The 22,071-nt window shown below is 66.4% G+C and carries 14 protein-coding genes; 9 read left to right on the forward strand and 5 right to left on the reverse strand.

The window, feature by feature from the left end:
• The coding region (locus tag ABIB38_RS23330) for an RNA-guided endonuclease InsQ/TnpB family protein (RefSeq protein ID WP_429207098.1) at positions 1–402 on the forward strand (402 nt) is incomplete at its 5' end.
• Positions 403–510: 108 nt separating this feature from the next.
• On the opposite strand, the gene ABIB38_RS23335 is transcribed toward ABIB38_RS23330, so the two are convergent.
• From ABIB38_RS23335 to ABIB38_RS23345, 3 genes are all read right to left on the reverse strand, one after another.
• Entirely contained in the window at positions 511–1,209 is a 699-nt protein-coding gene (locus tag ABIB38_RS23335) for a dienelactone hydrolase family protein (RefSeq protein WP_429207100.1), read from the reverse strand.
• A 537-nt stretch (positions 1,210–1,746) separates the two neighbouring features.
• Positions 1,747–2,580 (reverse strand): OmpA family protein, encoded by an 834-nt coding sequence (locus ABIB38_RS23340; protein WP_429207101.1) that lies wholly within the window; start codon positions 2,578–2,580, stop codon positions 1,747–1,749.
• A 9-nt stretch (positions 2,581–2,589) separates the two neighbouring features.
• Positions 2,590–2,886, reverse strand: coding sequence for a DUF4398 domain-containing protein (locus ABIB38_RS23345; protein WP_429207103.1), 297 nt, complete (start codon positions 2,884–2,886; stop codon positions 2,590–2,592).
• Between the two features lie 667 nt (positions 2,887–3,553).
• Here ABIB38_RS23345 and ABIB38_RS23350 point away from each other — a divergent pair.
• Entirely contained in the window at positions 3,554–6,685 is a 3,132-nt protein-coding gene (locus ABIB38_RS23350; protein ID WP_429207105.1) for an EAL domain-containing protein, read from the forward strand.
• A 74-nt stretch (positions 6,686–6,759) separates the two neighbouring features.
• Here the strand turns inward: ABIB38_RS23350 and ABIB38_RS23355 are convergent, their stop codons facing one another.
• The gene (locus ABIB38_RS23355) at positions 6,760–7,122 is read right to left on the reverse strand and encodes a response regulator (protein ID WP_429207106.1); all 363 of its coding nucleotides are present in this window, start codon (positions 7,120–7,122) and stop codon (positions 6,760–6,762) included.
• Positions 7,123–7,715: 593 nt separating this feature from the next.
• Between ABIB38_RS23355 and ABIB38_RS23360 the strand changes: the two genes are divergently transcribed.
• Both ABIB38_RS23360 and ABIB38_RS23365 read left to right on the forward strand, forming a co-directional pair.
• Positions 7,716–11,654: a diguanylate cyclase domain-containing protein gene (locus ABIB38_RS23360; protein ID WP_429207108.1), complete on the forward strand. Its 3,939-nt coding sequence runs from the start codon at positions 7,716–7,718 to the stop codon at positions 11,652–11,654.
• Positions 11,651–13,519 (forward strand): ATP-binding protein, encoded by a 1,869-nt coding sequence (locus ABIB38_RS23365; protein ID WP_429207110.1) that lies wholly within the window; start codon positions 11,651–11,653, stop codon positions 13,517–13,519. The genes ABIB38_RS23360 and ABIB38_RS23365 overlap by 4 nt, the downstream gene beginning before the upstream one ends.
• Before the next feature lie 130 nt (positions 13,520–13,649).
• On the opposite strand, the gene ABIB38_RS23370 is transcribed toward ABIB38_RS23365, so the two are convergent.
• Entirely contained in the window at positions 13,650–14,270 is a 621-nt protein-coding gene (locus ABIB38_RS23370; protein WP_429207112.1) for a response regulator, read from the reverse strand.
• A gap of 813 nt (positions 14,271–15,083) precedes the next feature.
• Between ABIB38_RS23370 and ABIB38_RS23375 the strand changes: the two genes are divergently transcribed.
• The 5 genes from ABIB38_RS23375 (at position 15,084) to ABIB38_RS23395 (ending at position 21,982) form a co-directional block, all read left to right on the forward strand.
• On the forward strand, positions 15,084–15,485 hold the full coding sequence (locus ABIB38_RS23375; protein ID WP_429207114.1) for a response regulator: 402 nt from the start codon (positions 15,084–15,086) through the stop codon (positions 15,483–15,485).
• Between the two features lie 417 nt (positions 15,486–15,902).
• Positions 15,903–17,807 carry an ATP-binding protein gene (locus tag ABIB38_RS23380; RefSeq protein WP_429207116.1) on the forward strand — a complete coding sequence of 635 codons (1,905 nt, stop codon included), beginning with the start codon at positions 15,903–15,905 and terminating at the stop codon, positions 17,805–17,807.
• 136 nt (positions 17,808–17,943) lie between these two features.
• Positions 17,944–19,599, forward strand: a complete 1,656-nt coding sequence (locus tag ABIB38_RS23385; RefSeq protein WP_429207118.1) for an ATP-binding response regulator — start codon at positions 17,944–17,946, stop codon at positions 19,597–19,599.
• Between the two features lie 302 nt (positions 19,600–19,901).
• Complete coding sequence (locus ABIB38_RS23390) at positions 19,902–20,540, forward strand: NAD(P)H-dependent oxidoreductase (protein WP_429207120.1); 639 nt, start codon at positions 19,902–19,904, stop codon at positions 20,538–20,540.
• Between the two features lie 776 nt (positions 20,541–21,316).
• A complete protein-coding gene (locus ABIB38_RS23395; protein WP_429207122.1) occupies positions 21,317–21,982 on the forward strand; it encodes a hypothetical protein in 666 nt (221 codons plus the stop codon).
• Positions 21,983–22,071 lie beyond the last annotated feature (89 nt).

A 22,071-nucleotide genomic window follows, 5' to 3' on the forward strand; every position in this document is an offset into this window, starting at 1 on the left:
ACCATCGGCATCGAGGACCTGAACGTCAAGGGCATGCTGGGCAACCGGCGCCTGGCGCGCGCGATCGCCGACATGGGTTTCCATGAACTGCGCCGTCAGCTGGACTACAAGGCGGCGTGGCGCGGTGGCCGGGTGGTGGTGGCCGGCCGCTGGTACCCGAGCAGCAAGACGTGCTCGAGCTGCGGCCACATGATGGAGAAGCTCGACCTGGGCACCAGGCAGTGGACCTGCACGGGCTGTGGGACGGTCCACGACCGCGATGTCAATGCGGCCGCAAACCTTGAAACAATGGCGGTAAGTTCTACCGCGACAGCCTGTGGAGGGGCAGGCGCTGGCGCCGTGCACGAGCACGGCGTGAAACTGGCCCCGGTGAAGCAGGAATCCAGCAGCGAGCAGGTTTAGGCAATTTCGACCAGCTTTGCACAAGTCTGGAGGAACGGCTTGCGTGGCGTCGTGCCGCTGGATACGCGGGAGAGTGCCGGCCGGCGGGACGCCGGCAGGCAGCGGCGCTTAGCGCAGGGTGCGGGCAAAGAATTCGTCGGTGCGGCTGTTGGCCAGCGTGGCGTCGGCGTGGTCGTAATGGCTGCCGCCGGGACGGGCGAAGGCATGGTCGCGGCCCGGGTAAACATGCACTTCGGCATCGGCCTTGCCTTCCAGCGCGGCCTTGATCTGCGCCTGCGCTTCCGGCCCGATGTATTCGTCGGCGCCGGCCAGGTGGTAGAGCAGGGGAGCGCCGATGTGCTTGGCCTCGTGCAGGTACTGGTCGGTGCCGCCGCCATAATAGACCGCGAAGGCGTCGCCATCGGTACGGGCCGCGGCCAGGTAGGTCATCAGGCCGCCCAGGCAATAGCCGGTGACGCCGACCTTGCCGGTGCTGCCTTCCATCGTGCGCGCGGCGTTGATGGTGGCGGCGATGTCCTGCACGCCGTGGTCGACATCGTAGGACTGGTACAGCGCGAACGCCTTGGCGACGTCGGCTTCGTTGGCCTCCGAGAGCTGGATGCCCGGGTCGGTGCGCCAGAACAGGTCGGGGGCGACGGCGATGTAGCCCTTGGCGGCGTAGTTGTCCGCGATGCTGCGGATGCCGGCGTTCACGCCGAAGATTTCCTGAAGCACGACGATGACCGGGTAAGTACCGACGACATTGGGACGCGCGACGTAGCAGTCGAAGCTGCTGTCGGCAGTGGTGACGGTGAGGGTTTCGGGCATGATGTTCCTTTTGATTGAAGGTTGGGCGCCAGCCGGCGACGGCAATGCCCGGCTGCTGTGCATATCATAAAGCGGATGGCGGTATTGGAACAAACGCACGTCATTTCCGACGTAACACGGCCCACATCCGCATCCGCCAGGGCGCATGACGACGTCATCGGGGTGCCGGGGTGGCGCCGATGGGGTGACGATCCGGACCCGGGCCGGGAGAGGGAATGGAGGAGGACAGGGAACGGCAAGTCGAACCGGCATGTCTGCCGGCGCCGCCGTTTTCCAGAGCGGAGCGCGCCCGGCCGGCGCGTTCGGTCGGCACCGTCGAGGCCGACGACATGGTCGTGCGCGAATCGTGCTCGAATCGCGCTCGAATCGCAGAAGGATCACGCAAGGCGGCCCTGCCGCCTTGCGCGGCGTTTCGCGTCGTCCCGACGGCATCGACTACATCCTGGCGGCGCACCACCCGGCGCTGCAGCGCCGGAAAATCGAACGCCAGGGGTCGTCAGATCGTGCTCGAGCCCATCAGGATCCGCGTCTCAGGCATCACGGCTCGGGTTGGCGGGGCTGCTCGCCCTGCTCGTCCGACGACACCGTCTTCGAGATTTGGGACGCCCCCACCATCTGCGACGCGTCGGCAGTAATGGCCTCCGCGCGCCGGTTTTCCAGGCGCCCGATCCTGCTGGCGTTGTTGGAGGCCGGAAGCTCTTCGCCATATGACCGGATCGCGATACGGCGGGTGTCGATTCCACGACGAATCAGGGCGTCACGCACCGCTTCTGCACGTTTCAATGCCAGGGCCTGGTTGTAGCGCGGGCTGCCGACACTGTCCGTATGCCCTTCGATCACGACCTCGCGTTCGGGATCGTTTTTCAGCATGGTGGCCAATTCGTTGATCGCGGGAATGGCGCTGGCCGGGAGCTTTGCCGATCCGCTGGCGAAACCTGCCAACCCCTTTTGCGCCAGCTCCGTGAGTGCGCCCGGTTGGGTCCGTTGTATCGTGGCCGCAACCGACAACGTCTGGTCCAGTTCCGCCGCGGCAACCTTCACTGCATCTTCCGCAGCACGCTCGTTGGCAAATTCCTGCGCCGTGGCTGCGCGCTGCTGTGCGATATAGGCGAAATGCCGCGTGGCCGTCAGGTCGCGCTTGTCGTTCCACGCCGTTTTTGCCTTTTGCAGTGAAGCATTTGCGCGTTCCAGTTCGCTGGGGGCGTATTTGGCCACGCGCGGGTCGGCCGACGCCTGGTCGATCGCCTGTCCGGCATTGCCGATCGCCGTATTGGCGGCAGCCATCTCGGACGCCGGCGGGGACGTCGAGCATCCCGTTGCGATGATGCCGGCGACAACCGCGCCGGCGGCTGATCGAAGGATGTGGTTCATCTCTCACCTCTACTGGTTCTGGCTTGCGCGGTTGATTGCCACGCGCAATGTCTGGTTAGTCTTGGCCAGTTCGGCAGCCGCGAGCCTGGCCTGGGCCGATTCGCCTTTGACGCGCGCCAGATTGGCATCGACCTGCGCTTGCTGGGCCAGGCGCATCGCGTCATGCTCACGCCGGCTCCTGGCAGCGGCGTTGGCTTGCGCCAGCTTGTCGGCCGCGACACCGAATTCCGAAGGAGCGGCTTGCTCGGCGCCCGCCATCTGCGCCTGATCGACCGCTTCCCGACTGGCGGCAAGCTGGTGGTTCAACTCCTGGTTGGCGCACGCGGACAAGGCGAGAAGACAGCATCCCGCCAACACGCGTGACGGACGGTAAGAAAGTCTAGCGAGGATCATGGAACGCCTCCCGAGATGCCTGGGTTAAGAGATTTTCATCCTAAGTGAGCGATGTCCTTCCTTCAATCAGACCAAAGGACCATCGTCCAGGGCCGGCGGCGCCGAGCGTGCCGTAACGCTGGAGCGCGGCCCGGAGCGCGCACTGCGGAAGGCGGCGCCGCCTGCCGGCGACGGAAAGCGACACCCTGTCGTAATTCATACGACTTGTAAGTCGTATTTCCTGATGGAAAAATTAGAGAATATAAAAGTGCATCGTAAAAATTGACTGTCGGTACGGACGGCATGGATTTTTACAGAATGTCGGTGAATGGTCCTTGGTGAAAGACAGGCACGATGCCTGTCCGGCGCCCCGCATGTCGTGAGCAATTCTTCCTTGCAATGGCATTCACTGAATCACATGGATGCAACCGACATCAGGGAAAGTCATGAAAGCCAATTTTCCGTTCAGCGGAGGCGACGTGCCGGCCGGTGATCTGCGCACGGCCGTCTCGCGTACCCGCCTTGCCGCCCGGAAGCGCTGCACCGCGCGCCGGGCGTGCGCGGATCGCCCGGACCCGGCCACGCGCGAACGCACGACCGATTGGCGCTGCGCGGCGCCGGCAGCCCCGGCGCCGCGGAGTCCTGCAGGCCCGATGTCGACTTCCTGCGCAAGGATGGCGACCTGGTGACGGTGTCCGTCGTGCCGATTCCGGGCCGGCGCCGCGCCGCGGTGCGCCGCCTGCGGCACTGCCTGATGCTGGCGGTCCTCCTGCTGGCCGGCGCGGCCGGCGCCGCGCCGGCGCCGTTGCGGGTCGTCATGGACAACAACTATCCGCCGTATCTGTTCGTCGACGGTGACGGCCAGCCCGAGGGTTACCTGGTCGATCTCTGGCGCCTGTGGGAGGAAAAGACCGGCGTGCCGGTCGTGCTCCAGCCGATGCAGTGGTCGGCCGCGCAGCAGACCATGCGCGAGGGGCGTGCGGACGTCATCGACATGCTGTTCCGCACAGCGCCGCGCGCTGCCCTGTACGACTTCTCGCGGCCGTATGCGACGCTCGATGCGAGCATCTACGTGGACGCCGCGATCCCCGGCATCCATGACGTGCACGCGCTGCGCGGCGTGGCGGTCGGGGTGCAGCGCGGCGACCCCTGCGTGGACCGCCTGATGGAGCTGGGCGTCGCATCGCTCCATGCCTATCCGAACTACACCGCGTTGCTGGCGGCGGCGGACGCCGGCGAGATCGGTGTGTTCTGCATGGACGACATGCCGGCCAATTATTTTCTGTACCTGTATCGCGGCCAGCAACGGTTTGCCAAGGCGTTCACCCTGTATTCGGGACAGTTCCACTGGGCCGTGCGCAAGGGGGATGCAGCAACACTCGCGCGCGTCGAGCAAGGCATGAACAGGATCACGCCGGACGAACGCGCAGCCCTGCGGCGCAAATGGTTCGGCCAGCCAGTCCAGTTTCGTTCCTACCTGCGCCTGCTGGCGATCGCCGTCGCCTGCGTGCTGGCGGCAACCGCCGCGGCGCTGCTCTGGATCCGGGCGCTGCGCCGTGCGGTTCGGGCAGCCACAGCGGACGTGATGCACAAGCACGCGCAACTGGAACAGACGGCGCGCGACCTCGTTGCCGACCAGGCCCGGCTGCGTTCGGTCCTCGAGGGCAGTCCCGATGCGATGGCGCTCAAGGATGCCGGCCTGGTCTATGTGCACTGCAACCGCGCCTTCGAGGAACTGGTCGGGCTGGGACGCGACAGGATACTCGGACGCCGCGACGAATCATTGTTCGATGACCGCGAATTCGTCGCCCTGTTGGCGCGCGGGGATGCGCAAGTCCTGCGCAGCGGACGCACGTTCCGGAGCGACGACGTCATCCAGGTGCGCCATGGAGAGAAGCGCTGCCTCGAACTCATCAAGGTGCCGATCCGTGACCCGGCCGGCCGGGTGGCTGGCGTGCTGGCGGTCTCACGCGACGTCACCGCGCGGCGCCAGACCGAGCGCGAGCTGAGCATCGCCGCGGTGGCGTTCGAAAGCCAGGATGGCATGCTGATCACTGACGCCGACGCCGTCATCGAGCGGGTCAATGCGGCCTTCACGCGCATTACCGGTTTTGCGGCCCGGGAGGCGGTAGGCAGCAGCCCGCGCATCCTGCGCTCGGGCTTGCACGAAAGCGCATGCTACGACGAGATGCGCAGCGCGCTCACGCTGACGGGGTACTGGCACGGCGAGCTCGTCAACCGGCACCGCGACGGCAACCTGTATACGGTACGGATGTCCATCAGCGCCGTGGCCGATGCGCAGGGCAAGCCGATGCACTATGTCGTCAATTTCCAGGATATTTCAGCCGAGAAACAGGCGCATGCGCTGGCGACGCGTCTGCGGCAGTTCGACGCCCTGACGGACTTGCCGAACCGGGCCATGCTATCGGATCGGATCGCACGCGCCGTCGTCGATCGCGTCGGGACGGCGGAGTACGGCGCGGTCATGATGATGGGCCTGGACCATTTTCGGAAGATCAACGATTCGCTCGGGCATGCGGCGGGCGACCGCCTGCTGGTGGAAGTCGCGCGCCGCTTCCTTGCGGCGAAGCGGGACTGCGATGTGCTGGCGCGTTTCAGCGGCGACAGCTTCGTGTTGCTGTGCGAGTCGCTCGGGTCCGACCGGCACGTCGCCATGACGCGCGCACTGGCCATCGCCGAGGCCGCCAGGCATGCCATGGCCAACCAGGTGGTCCTGGACGGTCATCGGTTCGCCTGCACCGGCTCGGTCGGCGTGACCCTGTTCCAGGATGGCGCCACGGCGGGCGACGCCTTGTTGCGGCAGGCCGAACTGGCCATGTACAAGAGCAAGAAAGGTGGGCGCGACAGGGTGTCGTTCTTCGAGGATGCGATGCAATCCGAGATCGATGAGCGCAACTGGATGGAGGACGCGCTGCGCGAAGCCATCGCGAAGGATCAGCTGGTGCTGTTCTACCAGGTGCAGGTGGACCTGGATGGCCGTGCGATCGGGGCCGAGGCCTTGTTACGCTGGAATCACCCGGAACGGGGAACGATTTCCCCCGCCGTCTTCATTCCCCTGGCCGAAGAAACCGGGCTGATCCTGCCGGTCGGCCGCTGGGCGCTCGCGACCGCATGCCGCCAGCTCGCGCGCTGGGCGGACGATCCGCTGCTGCGGACCCTGACGCTGGCCGTCAACATCAGTCCCCTGCAGTTCAAGTCCGATGGTTTCGTGGACGACGTCCTGGCCGAGGTCGCGCACAGCGGCGCGCCGGTCGGCAGACTGAAGTTTGAAGTGACCGAGAGCCTGGCCATCGACGACTTCACCTCCTCGATATCCAGGCTGAACGCCCTGAAGTCGCACGGCTTCCTGATTTCGCTCGACGACTTCGGCACCGGCAATTCGTCGCTCAACTACCTGACCAAGCTGCCGCTCACCCAGCTCAAGATCGACAAGTCATTCGTCGACGAATTGCCCGGGAGCGAGCGCGATGCGATGGTCGCGCAGACCATCATCGCCATGGGGAAAGGGCTGGAACTGGAAGTGATCGCCGAAGGGGTGGAGACCAGCGAGCAACGCGCCTTCCTGGCCGCGCACGGTTGCCATGCCTTCCAGGGATATCTGTTCGGAAAGCCGATGCCGTTGGAAGAATTCGAAGCCATGGTGCGCGCGGGGCGGTGGGCCGGCACGACGACAGTCCATGGACCGGTCGATGTCGTGTCGCGAGCGGGATGACTTGCGCCATCGCACCAGACAAGCGACCGAAAATGCGGCCATCGCGCCCGCTTCCGGCCGCAGCCACGGTGCACTCAGGGCAGGGAGGTGTCGCCGCCGGCCCGTGCGACAAGCGCGGCCAGTTCCTTCCTCGACAGCGGCTTGGTCAGGCAGGTGACGCCGTCGCCCAGGGGCTGGGGCGGAACCTCGTCGGCGGAGAGCAGGATGCAGCGCAGGCCAGGCTGGAGCGCGCGGGCACGCGCGATGAGCGCGTCGCCATTCATCAGCGGCATGTTCAGATCGGTGAGCAGGACGTCGAAATGCATCGTCTCGCACAAGGCGAGCGCCTCGACGCCGTTGGCGGCGACACGCACCCGATGCCCGGCAGCCCTGAGCGACCGCTCCAGGAGGTAGCGTATCATTTCGTTGTCGTCGACAACCAGAATGTCATGGTTCAAAGCGGTCTCCGCTGCGTGTGCGCCTGGCCCGCGGCGCAGGTCGGCGAGGCCGGCAAGGCCCGCGCTGCCCAGGACATCGCGACCAGCCTGGCTGGATGCCCGGCTTGCCCGCGCATCGCCGCGGCGACCAGAAGGTAGAGCTCGTTCGCGAATGTCATCTCGTTCCTTCGTCGTGGTCCCTGGGGCTTGTCGCCTGCCGTCACTGCCGTTTGCCGCCGTCGGCATGCCGCCTTCCCATGCGTGCAGACGGTCGGGCGCGCCCCCCGGAGCATACGTGAGCCTGCGCCTGCCAGCCATTGGCGGAATGTCGACACCCTGTCGCAATCTGCTTGACTTGCGGCCCGGGTTTCCAGCTGGAAAAATCAGCAGATAAATGCGAATCGCATTACCGACCCTCTCATCCCTATGCCCAATCCTCCGCACGTCCATGCTGCGACCCGCGCTGCCTCGTTCTCATGCGCACGCGGCCCGCGTCTGCGCGCCAGCGGATCCGCATCCGGGGCGGCGGCGCGAGCGCCGCGCCGCGTCCGGCCCGGCCCGGGCGCCGACGCACGCGTGCGCGCTCGCGTCGTCCCCGCCACAGGGAGCGAGTGATGCGCCCGCACATCGTTGCCGTCATGCGCGCCCGCATGCGGCGCCTGGGCGTGCGCGCCCATTCGGTCTGGCTGTGGCCGATAGGCTTCTTCGCGACGCTGGCCTTGTCCACCATGCTGTCGCATTCGCTGATCGACGATATGCGCAGGCAGCAGGCAGTCACCATGGCATCGGCCAGGGTGGAGCGCGAGCTGCAGGAGTTACTGCAATTGACGGTCGACGTCGAGAGCGGCACGCGCGGCTTCGTCATCACGCGCGACCCGGCCTTTCTCGAACCGGCCACGCTGGCGCTGCCGCGCATCGAGGCTGCGCTGGAGCACCTGCGCAGCGTGGCGCGCGACCATGCCGATGTCGCGGCGGCGGCCGCGATCGTCGCGCTCAAGAAGGAAGTGCGGTCGCGGCTTGACGAGGCATTGGAGATACAGGCCGACGCCGCTGCAGGCAGGCCCATCCGTATAGAGAAGATGCGCGCTTCCAAGCAGCTCCAGGACAGCATCCGGGTGCTGGTCGGCAAGGTCAGCGGCGACGAACGCGCGCTGCGCATGGCCAGCACACAACGCGCCACCGCGCTCGAGGTCCAGCTCAAGGCGGCGAACGCGACGACGACGCTGGTGCTCGGGCTCATGGGCGTCATGTGGTTTCGCGCACGGCGCCGCCTGAAGCGGACCGAGGACAGCTATCGTCACCTGTTCGCCAACGCGGCCAACGGCATGGCGCTGGTGGGCGCCGACGGCGGCATCGTCCAGGCCAACGCCAGCTTCGCGGCCATGGTCGGGCATGCCGAGCCGGCGCTGGCGGGCATGGCGCTCGCGGCGCTCGAGCCCGAGGGCGAGCGCGGCGGCGCGGCCGAGGCGCTGCGCGCGCTTGCCGGCGGCCACCAGGACGCGGTACGCAGCGAACGGCGCTTCCTGCGCGGCGATGGCGGCGAGGTCTGGCTCAGGTCGACGATGTCGAGCGTGCGCGCGCGCGCCAACGGCAAGGCGCAGGTGCTGTGGGTCGCCGAGGACGTGACCGAACAGGTGCGTAACGGCGAGTTGCTGCGCCGCTCATCGGTCTTGCTCGGCAACGCCGGCCGCATGGCGGCGATCGACGGCTGGTTCCTGGCGCTGCCCTCCGGCGCGCTCCAGCTCGGCGGCCACATGCAGCAGTTGCTGGGCCTGGACGATCCGGCGGGAGCGGGCCTGATGGACCGTTTTCCGGCGCAGTCGCGCCGCAAGCTGCTGGTGGCCCTGGCGTCGTGCCGCCGCCAGGGCGTTCCGTTCGACGTCGAGCTCGACTTCATCGGCGCCAGTCCGAAGGTGCTGCGGGTGATGGGGCAGCCGGCGGCCGGAAGGCATGGCATGTCGGGCATCGAGGGCGCGGTGCAATGCATCACCGAGCAGCGGCGCATCCAGCAAAGCCTGCGCAAGAGCGAGCAGCGCTTCCGCGCCGCCGCCCAGGTGAGCAATGACGGCATCTGGGACTGGGACATCGCGGCCGGCATGATGTGGCGCAGCCGCAGCATCGCGGCGCTGGTCGGGCGCTGCATAGAGGAGCCCGATTTCGGCCTGGAGGCCTGGCTGCAGCTGATCCATCCGAACGACCGGGCCGGCGTCTGCGAGGCGTTTGCCCCGGTCATGGAGGGCAGGCAGGACGAGCTCAGCGCCGAATACCGGGTCAGGCGCTCCGACGGCAGCTATGCCTGGATCCAGGACAATGCGCGTGCGCTGCGCGACGAGCATGGCGTCATCGTCCGCATCGTCGGGGGCATGCGCGACCTGACCGAGCGCCGGCGCATCCAGCAGGCGTTGATGGGCATGGCGGCCAGCGTCCCGAGCGGCAATCCACAGACGTATTTCCAGGCGCTGCTGCAGCACCTGGTGCAGGCGCTGGGGGCGGACGGCGGCTTGATCGCCAGGCCGGTGGAAGGCATGCCGGGCAGGATGCGCACCATTGCGATCCAGGTCGATAAACAGGAGCTTGAAGAGCTCGAATACGATCTGCCCGGCACGCCCTGCGCGCCCCTCGCAATGGAGGACGAGCACATCATTCCTGACGGCCTGGCCGAACGCTGTCCGGATGCGCCCGGCCTGCCGGGATTGCGCGCGCGTGCCTATGCCGGACGCCGGCTTGCCGGCGCCGACGGACGCTTTCTCGGCGTCGCCTTCGTCCTGTTCCGTGAGCCCCTGGTCGAAAACGAGGTGCTGGACACCGTCCTGCGGGTCATCGCCAGCCGCGCCCAGGCCGAACTGGAGCGGCTCGACGCGGTGGCGTGCCTGCAGCGACAGGCGGCGTTGCTGGACCACGCGCGCGAGGCGATCACCGTGCTTGGCCTGGACCTGGTCGCCCGCTACTGGAACCAGGGAGCGCAGGCCTTGTATGGCGTGGACGCCGAACTGGCGCTGGGACGGGAGGTCGGGCATTGCTACCAGGACCAGGACGTCCCGCGCGCGGCCCTGGCCGCCGTCCTCGAGCACGGCGAGTGGCGCGGGGAGAGCGTGCAGCAATGCAGCGCCGGCCGCAGCCTGTCGGTGGATGAGAGCTGGACCCTGGTGCGTGGCGCGGACGGCCAGCCGGACGTCATCCTGCGGGTCGGCAGCGACGTGAGCGAAAAGCGCGCGGTCGAGGAACAGATCCGGCGCCTGGCTTACTACGATCCATTGACGGGGCTGCCGAACCGGCGCTTGCTGCTGGACCGGGTCGCCCAGCTGCGCCTGCGCAACGCGCGCCAGCAGCGCTGTGGCGCGCTGCTGTTCATCGACATGGACAATTTCAAGCGCCTGAACGACGGGCACGGCCATGACGCCGGCGATGAATTCCTGCGCCAGGCCGCGGCGCGCCTGACCGCCTGCGTGCGCGCCGAGGATACCGTGGCCCGGTTCGGCGGCGACGAATTCGTGATCCTGCTCGAGGGGCTCGACCCCGATCCCGCGGCCGCCGCGCGGCAGGCGCGCGCGGTCGGCACCAGCGTGGTCGGCGCCTTCCGGCGCCCGGTGGAGATCGGCAAGATCGTGCACCAGTCGACCGCCAGCGTCGGCGTGGTGCTCGTGCGGGATGGTGAGGAGCCCATCGACCAGCTGCTGCGCCGCGCCGACCAGGCGATGTACGAGGCCAAGAACGGCGGACGCGACGCGCTGGTGGTGGCGGGAGACGCGCCCGATCCGCCGGCGCTGGACGAGGACCTCGCGCGCGACCTGAGAGAAGGCCGCCTGCGCCTGGACCTGCGCTGCGAGGTGGATGGGGGAGGAGTGCCGGCCGGGGCCGTGGCGACGCTGTGCTGGCCGCGCGCATCAGCGCCGGCGGTCGAGGGTCACGAGGTGTTCGCGGCGGCCGAGCGCTGCGGCATCCTGCCCGAGCTGGAGGCCTGGATGCTCGGGCAGTGCGGCGCCATCCTGGCGCGCTGGAAAGGAAACCCCGCCATGGCGCACCGGCGCCTGACACTGGCGCTGGCGCGCAGCCAGCTGCGCGACCCGCACTTCGCCCGGCGCCTGACCGGCATGCTCGCGGCTGCCGGCGTGGACGCCGGGAGGCTCGCGCTGGAATTGCCCGCGGCGGCCCTGGGGGCCGGCACCGCTGGCGCCAACGTCGATGCGCTGCGCGCGGTCGGCGTGCGGCTCGTGCTCGCCGGATTCGCGATGGACGCGGCGGCGCTCGCCCTGTTGCGGCGCAATATCGTCGATGGCGTGTGCCTCGCCCCGCAGGTCGTGCATGCCTGCCTGGGGTCGGCCGTCGATGCCGCCCTGGCGCGCGCCATGCTGGATCTGGTGCGCAGCCTGGGGCTGCCTGCCATCGCGGACGGCGTGACCGAGCCCGGACAGCAGGCCTTCCTGATCGCGGCCGGGTGCGGGCATGTGCGTGGGCCGCTGCTGGGCATCCTGTGCGACGACCCGCCGGCAGGCGCGGGAGCGGCGCCGGCGGGCATGACGGGAACGGACATCGCCACCGAACTGATGCCATGAGCGATGTAGTGAGCCAGATTCGTCCGGTCCGCCGGTCCGCCGGTTCGTCCGTGCGTTGGGACTGGTATTTTCCCGGCGGGACCGTGCGTTGCGGCGCTTCCTCCGATCGGGCGTTCGCGCGCGCGATCGCCGGCGTCGACAGCTTCGAGGGCTGGATCGCGCGTGTCGCGCCGGTGGACCGCGCATGCGTGGAGGCTGGCCTGCGCGCATGCCTGGCGCGTGCGGACGGACACTGGCGCGCGTCGTATGCGCTGTGCGTGGGCGAGGAAGCGCCGCTCCCGGTGGTGCACGAGGTATTCGCGGTGGAACTCGACGGCGGCCGGCGTCACCTCGTGGGCAGCGTCGCCCCGGCGGCGGCGACGATGACAACGGCGGGCGCCGGGCCGGGCGCATGCGACCTGGCCAACATGTTCGATGTCGCCGGCGACGCGGTGCTGATATGCGATATGCGCCAGCGCGTACTGTACTGGAATCGCGCGGCTTCGGGCCTGTACGGATGGCGCGCCGCCGAGGTGCTCGGACGGCCGCTGCGGGAGCATGTTTGCAAGGACATCCCGGAACCCGAATTCGCCGCGGCGGTGCGCACGCTGATGCGGCACGGCGACTTTACCGGCCGCATGACCCACCGGCGCCGCGATGGTGATGCGCTGGCCATGCATACGCGCTGGATCGTGGTGCGCAATTCCCTGGGCCTGCCATGCCTGACCTTGCTGATCTCGAGCGACGTGCGCGAGCGCGCCGAGCTGTATGAGCAGATGGCGCAGGCGCAGAAGCTCGAGGCGCTGGGCGCCCTCGCGGGCGGCATCGCCCATGATTTCAATAATCTGCTGACGGTTATCATCGGCAACGCCGACGAGCTCGCGGAGGCGCTGCATGGCCGCAGGGAGCTGGCCGAGCTCGCGCTCATGATCCAGAGCGCGGGCCAGCGCGGCGCGGAGCTGACGCAGCGCTTGCTCGCGTTCGCGCGCAGCCAGGCGCTCGCCCCGGAACTGATCGATATCGGCACCGTGCTGCAAGCGATCGAGCCGATGCTGCGCCGCAGCTTGCCGGAAAATATCAAGCTCGCCGTCGATGTCGAGAAAGACGCCTGCACGGTCTTCGTGGATCGCGGACAGCTCGAGACGTCGCTCCTGAACCTGTGCATCAACGCACGCAATGCCATGCCCAGTGGCGGCGCGCTCGCGATCCATGTGGCGATGGCGCTCGCGGGCAGCGACACGGCAGCCCTGGCCGGCTGCGTCGAGGGCGGCCCCTGCATCGCGATCTCCGTCAGCGACAATGGCAGCGGCATCCCTGCCGATATCCTGCCGCTGGTGTTCGATCCGTTCTTCACCACCAAGCCGGGCGGCAGCGGACTTGGCCTGAGCATGGTCCAGGGTTTCGCACGGCAGTCGGGCGGTCGGGCGACGATCTGGTCGGAGCCGGGCAGGGGCACGGTGGTCACGCTGTATCTGCCGTGCGCCGACGGAAAGCCGGTCGCGGCTGCGCGGCCGGGACCGGCCGCGCAGCATCATGTGCGTTCGGTGCTGCTGGTCGAGGACGATGCCAGCCTGCGCGCCCATGTGCATGTACTGCTCGAGGCGATGGGTCATACGGTGACTGCCAGCGCGAGCGCCGAAGAGGCCCTGCGCCTGCTGGAGGCCGGGCTGCATGTCGAGGTGTTGCTGGCGGACATCGGACTCCCCGGGATGAGCGGCATCGATCTGGCCAACGAAGTGCGCCGCCGGTGGCCCGGACTGCGCATCCTGCTCAGTACCGGCTATTCCCCCGAGAGCTTCGGCGGCGCCCATGCGCTGCCCGCAGGCGACGTGTTGCACAAACCCTATGGCAAAGCGGATCTGCGCCGCGCGCTGGATCGCGTCTGAGTGCTGTCCGCCTGAATCCCGCCCGCCCGCATGCCCTCCGTCCGATGCCGGGCGCCGCGACGCCCGATGGCATGCGCACGGAACGCGCGGCGGCGCCGGACATCGCGGCATGCTGGCCGCCCGCGCAACCTCAGGCGATCATGCCGTGCTGCAGCGCATACCGAACCAGATCGGCGTTGTTTTTCAATTCCAGCTTGAGGAAGATGCGGCCGCGGTAGGTATTGACCGAACTGATGCTGATGTCCAGCCGGCCCGCGATCTGCTTTACCGGGCAGCCGGTGGCGAGCAGGCGCAAGACCTGAAGTTCGCGTTCGGTGAGCCTGTCATGCGGATGGCGTGGCTCCGGCGAGGCGATCTCACGGGCCAGCAGGTCGGCCAGCGTATCGCTCAGGTAGCGCCCGCCGGAATGGACCCTGCACACCGCGGTCACGACCTCGTCCGCCGTTCTCGATTTCCACAGGTAGCCCGCAGCCCCGAGCCTGAGCACGGCGATGCCGAACCGTTCCTCGCTGTGCGAACTGAGCACCAGCACGCGCATGGCCGGATAGATGCGCATGGTGGTGCGAAGCGCCTCCAGTTCATCCTGGTTGCCGAGACTGAGATCAAGAATGAAGACGTCGGTCTGCGTCGACGCGAGCACGGCGATCGCCGACGGCAGATCGGCCGCTTCGCCGACCACCGCGATCCCGCTGTCCGTGGACAATACCTTCTTGACGCCTTCCCGCACCAGCTGATGGTCATCAGCGATCACTACTTTTATCATCTTGTTTGGACGCTGTGCGCGCAGGTGCAGGCGTGTGAATTCGCAAAGGGGCAAGTGTAACAATATTGCGCGGACAAGTCTGTTATCGGGCTCACTTAATTGCCTATTTGAAAGATTGATTGGGCAAATGCGGTCCCGTAGGCGGCAGGCGACCGCTACGGTGCGTGCAGGGAGTCGCTGTGCAAAGGGGGGGGGCGGCGCCCCGCTGGCGTGGCGGGTAGCGACGATCCTGGTGCACCAGCGAAGGTCTTGCCAGATTCGCTCCGGCATTGCTGGGAAAGCCGGGTCTGGGTGACGCATCAAGGTGGAAGAAACAAAGCGAATGATCCGTGCACGCGGATTATATAGCCCCATTGATGACTCGTAGCTATGGCAACAGTCGTTTACTCGGTGCGAGATTGACCTGGTGTCGTGTCAGAATCGACCGGGCGCCGTTCGATCGGTGACGGCCTGTCGTAAAAAATGCGATGCACCGACGCGCCGTGCATCGCTATGCTGTCGATCAATCGGACATGTGCGTTCCGCCGCACGTCGGATCGCGTCCCGGCCGGTGTCATCGTCGGCGTCGCCGAAGAGTGATCGACCTGTCCACGGTCCTGGCTTGCGCGCCGCGGCCGGGGGGGCCGCGCAGCCCCGGACGCGGCGCATGGCTCGACGGGGTCTGGCGCTCGCTGTCTGCAACCGCCGGCGCGGGCGCCGGCAAGCAGAATTACGACAGCGTGTCGTAGACGCCCCGATTGACGGACGCCGTGCCGGCATTAAGCTTGCGCTCTGGATACGACCATTTAACGCAAGGCCCCCTTGACCGACGCCATCAATCTTCCGAACAAGCCCAGGATTCTCATCGTCGACGACAATGTCGACGCCGCCGATACGCTCGCGCTGCTTTTCTCACACTTCGACTGTGACCCGGTGGTCGCTTATTCGGGACCGGATGCACTGACCCGCGGGCATGACCTCGAACCCGATCTGATCCTGCTCGATATCGGTATGCCGGGCATGGACGGCTTTGAAACCGCGCGCCGCGTCCGCAAGACGGATTGGGGAAAGGCCTCGCGCATCGCCGCCCTCACGGCCTGGGGCGACGACGCCACGCACCAGTGTATCGTTCTTGCGGGCATGGACGCCCACCATGTCAAGCCCTTGCGCATCGAGAAAATAGCCGACCTCGTCGAATCGTTGCACGCCTCCCGGGACGGTTAGCCGCCACGTATCGCACTGCTATCAAAAGACGGAGCGCCCATGCTCAGCGTTCTTCTCCTGCCCCGAACCATCCTGTCGGCCGTGTTCATGCCTGACGGGCGTGACTTTCCCGCCTCCCGCCAATCCACGTCGGCTGCCACGGTCGACGTCACCGCCAGACCCGTCACGGATCGCGCCCTGGTTCGCATGCGCCGGTGCGCCCGCATGCCGGCGTGCGTCCGATCAGGCGCCAGCGACGGGGCCGGCGTTGCGCTCCCGTTCGGTGTGGTATCTGGTATTGACGTCATGCTAATGTCGCCATTGTGTTGACATTAGTGAGGCTAGCGTTGGGATATGACGGTGGACAGGTTGAGTGACCCGCATTGCATCGACAAGGTGCTTGGGCTGGCATTGATGCTGTCGGGAGACGAGACGGCCATGCTGATCCTCGAGGCCCATGAAGGCGGCCGGCGCCATTATTGTTCTTCCCCGGACGGGGAGTTGCGCGAGGCGATCCTCGCGCTCGACGCACGGACGGCGGGCGACGTCGACCTGGCCGATGGCGCCCTGCACGAGCTCGGGCTTGCCCCGCATGGCGTCGTGCGCACCTTTCGCAAGGTGACGCGCAGCGCGGCCGGGCCGCAAGGCCGGGTGAGTTGCGTCCTGGCGACCGCAGGCCGGACGGCGCGCATGCCCGCGCCCGGCGTCGTCGACGGCCTGCGCCTGGCCGCCGACCTGCTGCTGGCGGCAGTGTGCGGCGATGCCTGCCGTGACGCCCCGCAAGCGCAGCCCGACGGCGCATCCGGCCGGCAAGCGCGGCGCCGGGAGCCGCAACTGCGCATGCAGGCCGAGATGCTGGACAATGCAACCGAGGCCATCGTCGTGCGCGACATGGACAACCGGGTGCTGTACTGGAACCAGGCAGCCGTGCGGCGCTACGGATGGTCCGGCGACGAAGTGCTGGATAGGCCCGTGTCGCAGACGCTGTATGCCTGCTGCCCGGCGGGGGAGTTCGAGCGCGCGATGCGGATTCTCGGGCAACGGGGCGTTTTTTCGGGGCGACTGCCGCATGCGACGCTGGATGGACGCGTCCTCACGATGCATGTCCATTGGATATTGGTGCGGCACGACGATGGCGCGCCGAGGGCGATCTTGTCGGTAAGCTGTGATCCGAGCGAGCGACTCGCACCGGAGCAGCGTGCGCGCCAGACCGAGAAGCTCGAGGCGCTGGGGCGGCTGACGGGCGGCATCGCGCATGACTTCAATAACTGGCTGACGGTGATCATCGGCAATGCAGACGAACTGGCGAATGCCTTGGCCGACGATGAGGAGCTTGGAGAAGTCGCCCGCATGCTCCAGCTCGCGGGCGAGCGTGGAACGCAGCTGACCCGGCGCCTGCTGGCCTTCGCCGGGCGCCAGGCGCTAGCGCCCGAAGTCGTGGTTGTCGGCGAGGTCGTCGACGCACTGCGCCCGCTGATCGCACGCGCGCTGAACGACAGCATCGACGTGCGGCTCATCAACACCGGCGCGCAGTGGCGTACCTGTGTCGACCGCGGCCAGCTCGAGGCGGCAATCCTGAACGTCGTGCTCAATGCGGGCGATGCCATGCCCGGCGGCGGCCGGGTGACGATCCTGCTGACGCTGGCCGAAGCCGGCGCTGCAGACGACGCCGGGCTCGATCTGGAGCCCGGAGAGTACGTGGTGATCGCCATCGCCGACGATGGGCACGGCATGGCGCGCGAGGTCATCGACCGGGCGTTCGAACCCTTCTTCACGACCAGGAGCGAGTCGTCGCGAAGCGGTCTCGGGCTCAGCACCGTCTACGGCTTCGCCAGGCAGTCGCGCGGCGACGTGACGATCGACTCGACAGATGGCGTCGGCACCATCGTGAAGCTGTACCTGCCGCTTTCCGGCATGTCGGCACAGGCGCCGGCGGCGTCCGGGGGCGCACTGCCGGCCCTGCGCGGGTGCGCCGTGCTGTTGGTCGACGACGATGCGACCGTCCTCCAGCTTGTGCTGGGCCAGCTGCGCGAGCTGGGATGCGATGTCACGTGGGCCTGCGATGCCGGGCAGGCGCTGGCGCACCTGGCAGGGGCGGGGCGCGTCGATGTGCTGTTTTCCGACGTCGTCATGCCGGGCATGTCCGGCATCGAGCTGGCCAGGCGAGCCCGTACGCTGCGGCCCCGGCTGCGCATCCTGCTGGCCTCCGGCCATACGGTTGAGGCCATGGGGCGCGACGGGGAGCTCGATGCCGACGTCCGGCTTCTCAACAAACCCTATGGCAAGTCGATGCTGGCCCGCGCATTGGCCGAAGTGCTCGACGATACTGGAGGAACGACATGATGACGACCAAGCGCGCTAGCCCGGCGAGCGATGCAAGGCAGGCAGGGGGACCGTGCGGCCCATCCTGCGGGCGATTCGCGGACCGGATGGCGGGCGCCCGCATCCGGGCAGGTGAGGCGCGATGACGCGATCCCCAATGAGGCAGCCGCCTCCCGGCGCAACCTTCGTCGACGAGGCCGAATTCGATACCGCGCGGCGCCGCATGCTGGCCCACGCATCGCTGACCGAATACCTGGCTTCGCCGGTCCAGTTGCAACAGGTGGCCGACCAGCTCGTGGCGCGCATGCGCGACGACGTCGAGGCGGTGGCGATCTACATGGAGACGCCGGATGGCGGCCTGACCCTGCAATCGCACGCGGGCTTCTTGCGCGCGCCGCCCGAGCACGCGGTATCGGCCGCCACGATCTGCTGCGCGGAATTCGCGGAAGTGACGGACCTGGCGGCATTCGGCGCGGCGCGCCGGCTGCAGGCGCTTGGGCCGAACCGCCCCGAGTGGGTCGGGGACCGGCCTTGCTCGTTCGCGGCGATTCCTTTCGAACTGGCGTCCGGCCCAAGCCCGGGCGGACTCGCGCTGTTCTTCCTGAACGCGTCCAGCCACGATCCGTCTCTGGGCGCCCTGCTCGATCTGTGCATGCAGGGCGTCTCGCGGGCGCTGGCGCCGGTCACCGGCGCCGCGTCGTCCGGGAAGGGCGGGGGCGCGCCGATCCGCGTCCTGCTGGTCGATGACGAAGCGCTGCTGGTCGCCCACGTCAAGCGCATCCTCGAACGGGCCGGCTTTGCATTTCATTCCGCTCACCTGGCGCGCGCCGGCTTCGAGCTCGCGATGGCGATCCGGCCGGACGTGATCCTGATCGACAAGGTGATGCCGGACATCGACGGCATCGAACTGCTGCGCCTGATGCGCCAGCAAGATGAGCTCAGCACGGTCCCCGTCATCATGCTGTCCGGACATGCTGATGAAAAGGTGCGCGTGGCCGCGCTGGAAGAAGGGGCCGACGATTTCGTCATCAAGCCCTTCAGCGCGAGGGAACTCGTCGCCCGCATCGAGGCCAATGTCCGCCTGGTCCGCCTGCGCAGGGATGTCGTCTGGCGACAGGGCGAGCTGTTACGCCTGCAGCAATCGCAGCAGGAATTGCGCACCTTGCTCGACACCGTGCAAAAGGTGCGGCATGACGAGCGGAGGATTCTTTCCCGCGAAGTGCACGACCAGCTCGGCCAGGTGCTGACCGCGGCGAAGATCGATATCCGGCTGTTGCAGGAGCGCCTGGCAAGCCCGCTCGCGCCGCCATCCATCGCGGAAATCAGGCATGAACTCGCGAGCGCGCTGTCCAGCGTCGACATGGCGATTTTTTCTGTCCAGGATATTTCTGCGTTGCTGCGCCCGCCCGCGCTGGAGGAAGGGCTGCTGGCGGCGTTGCGCTGGCAGGCAGCCGACATCGAGCGGCGCGCGAACATCGTGTGTGAAGTGCGGTATGACGACGAATCCTATGTCGAGCCGGCGTCGTTCATTGCCGGAGAGCTGCTACGCATGTGCCAAGAAGCGCTCACCAACGTGCTGCGCCATGCCGAGGCGACCCATATCGTGGTGCAGGTCATCGTCCGCGCCGAGCATCTGCTGGTGCGCATCTGCGACAACGGGATCGGCATCCGTCGCGCGAGCCTGACCGCGCCGTCGTCGATCGGGCTGCGCGGCATGAGAGAACGCGCGGCGAGCATCCGCGCGCAAGTGCGCATCCACGGCAGGGCGGGGAGGGGGACCATGGTCGTGATCCGGCGTCGGGTGGCTTTTTAAAGGCCTGGCGGCGCCAGGCCCGGCGCGCCCGGGCAGCGGGAGGGTGGGGGGCGCGGCTCCCGTGTGCCGTTGCGGCGCATGGCAAGATGGCAGCCTCGAGGGTCGCAGTGCGGTGAGCGCATGGGTGTCGTTCCTGCCGCGGCCAGTGCGTCACGCGGTCATCCTGTACTTCGGCTTACAGCACGCGACGAATCAGGCGGTGAAGTGACGTAGTGCCGCGGCAAAATGAAGCCCTGCTCGGCAAGAAAACGCCGAGTCCGGCATCATGGTGCGTCATTCACTTCACATGGAAAGAAATCTGCATGTCTGATCTCCTGCAAACCTTGCAGTGGCGTTATGCCACCAAAAAAATGGATCCTGCTAAAAAGGTCGCCAAAGAGAAGATCGACCGCATTCTCGAGGCGGTACGCCTGACGGCCAGTTCCAGTGGGTTGCAACAATACGAGATGTTTGTGGTGACGAACGATGCCCTGCGTGAACAGATCAGGGAGCATGCCTGGAACCAGGCCCAGGTGACGGAATGCTCGCATCTGCTCGTGTTCGCCGCGTGGGATACGTATACCGCCGAGCGCATCAATGCGATGTTTGATCTGGTGAACGCCGAGCGCGGCGCCAGAAACGAAGGTTGGGAAGCCTACCGCCAGCAATTGCTGGCGACCTACCCGCAACGCGACGCCCAGACCAATTTCGAGCATGCCGCGCGTCAGGCTTACATCGGCCTCGGCAGCGCGCTGATCGCTGCCGCTGAGGAAAAAGTGGATGCCACCCCGATGGAGGGCTTCGATCCGGCCAAGGTCGACGAGATCCTGCAGCTGCGTGAACGTGGATTGCGTTCGGTAATCCTCTTGCCTGTTGGCTATCGTGCGGATGAAGGCGACTGGCTGGTCGACCTGAAGAAAGTGCGCCGCCCATTGTCGCAGTTCGTTACCGAGTTGGCATAGGCAACAAGCCATCCCGGCAGATCCGGTCATGCTCAATGCTCGGCACGGATCTGTCGCGGACTCTGCGGGTCCCCGGACGACAGTCACGGGATATGGCGCGGTATCGCCGCAGGGCGATGACCGACCCATGCATGAATCAATGCGAAAAGCCAGACCGGCTGACGCCTGGTCTGGCTTTTAAGTGTCTGGTCGGGGTGAGAGGATTCGAACCTCCGGCCTCTACGTCCCGAACGTGCCAACTGCATCCTTTGACCCGCTCCGTTGAGGGGTAAGACTATTATAAATCAATAACTTGCGCTTAGCTGCGCTCTGTTTCGCGCAGCTTCGCGTGGGGGTAGTTCGACGCCTTCTGCCACTGATTTGCCACTGCCGCCTCAAGTGCCACGCCTCCATTGGGGACAGCAAACTGTTCAGATTGCAGCTCAGGATACGTTTTTTCAACCAACTGCTGAATAGTTGGCTGGCACTCCGGGACGCATCCGTTAGCCCCCGACTCAAGTCAGGCTCAGGTCTGACTTATACACATCCATATTTATCCTGGCTTGCTGAGTACGCTTCGAGAGGGTGCCGTCGTAAGAAACGCTGAGTTGGCGCAGCGGTGAACTCGGAAGGGGGCGTAGGCACCTGTGACGACCGCATGAATGACGACGCAGCACTAAGCTAGCTCCTTCTAAAAACATCAAAATAAATTATCAATGTGCTATGCTTCCCGGCATTACATTATGGCAATTCGCCCGTAGCCAGAGCGAAATCGCGGCGATTCTTTTGGGGATGAGATGATTCTTGGGACGGTGATTGAGTGGTCACGTACTTTGCCGTTATGGCAACAAGACGCAGTTCGGCGGCTCTACTCATGTGCGAAGCTCTCTGCGTCGGATTTTGATGACATCTATGCACTTTTACGTCAGGAGCATGGCATCCCGGATGTCAAGCTAAGAGTTGCTGAAACCTTATCAGGAGAGATTTCAGAGTCCAGAACACCAGATGGTGCACGTGTGCGCCTTACAGCTGTCAAAGACCTGAAGAACGTCAACGCGTTGGCAGAAGAGCAGGTTTTGCCAATTCAACAAGCAGGCATTACCGCTATATATGGCCACAACGGTTCCGGAAAATCGGGATATTCGCGGGTTCTGAAAAGAGCGTGTCGCGCGAGGGACCAAAGTGAGCGCATTCTGCCTAACGCGCAACTTGCCTCTTTGTCTAATTCTCCCGCCGAGGCAGTTTTCGAATTGCTCGTGAACGGGGCCACCGAGGACATAAAATGGGTCGACGGAACAGTAGCGTCAGACCTGTTGGCTCATGTATCGATTTTCGATGCGCACTGTGCGAAAGCTTATCTCAATACCGAAGATGAGTTCTCATATCTGCCCTACGGCCTTGACATACTTGAGGAACTCGCAAGGGCATGCACTCGACTGAAGGGCATGCTTGAGGACGATTGAACCGCCCCGGCTTTCGTGGAGGCCGGTTAGTGTGAGTCAGGCCGGGATAGCCTGACTGCTCAACTGCTTGTAATAGTTTGCCTCAGCTT

The organism is Massilia sp. UYP11 (assembly GCF_050434805.1).
Taxonomy (GTDB): Bacteria; Pseudomonadota; Gammaproteobacteria; order Burkholderiales; family Burkholderiaceae_D; genus Telluria.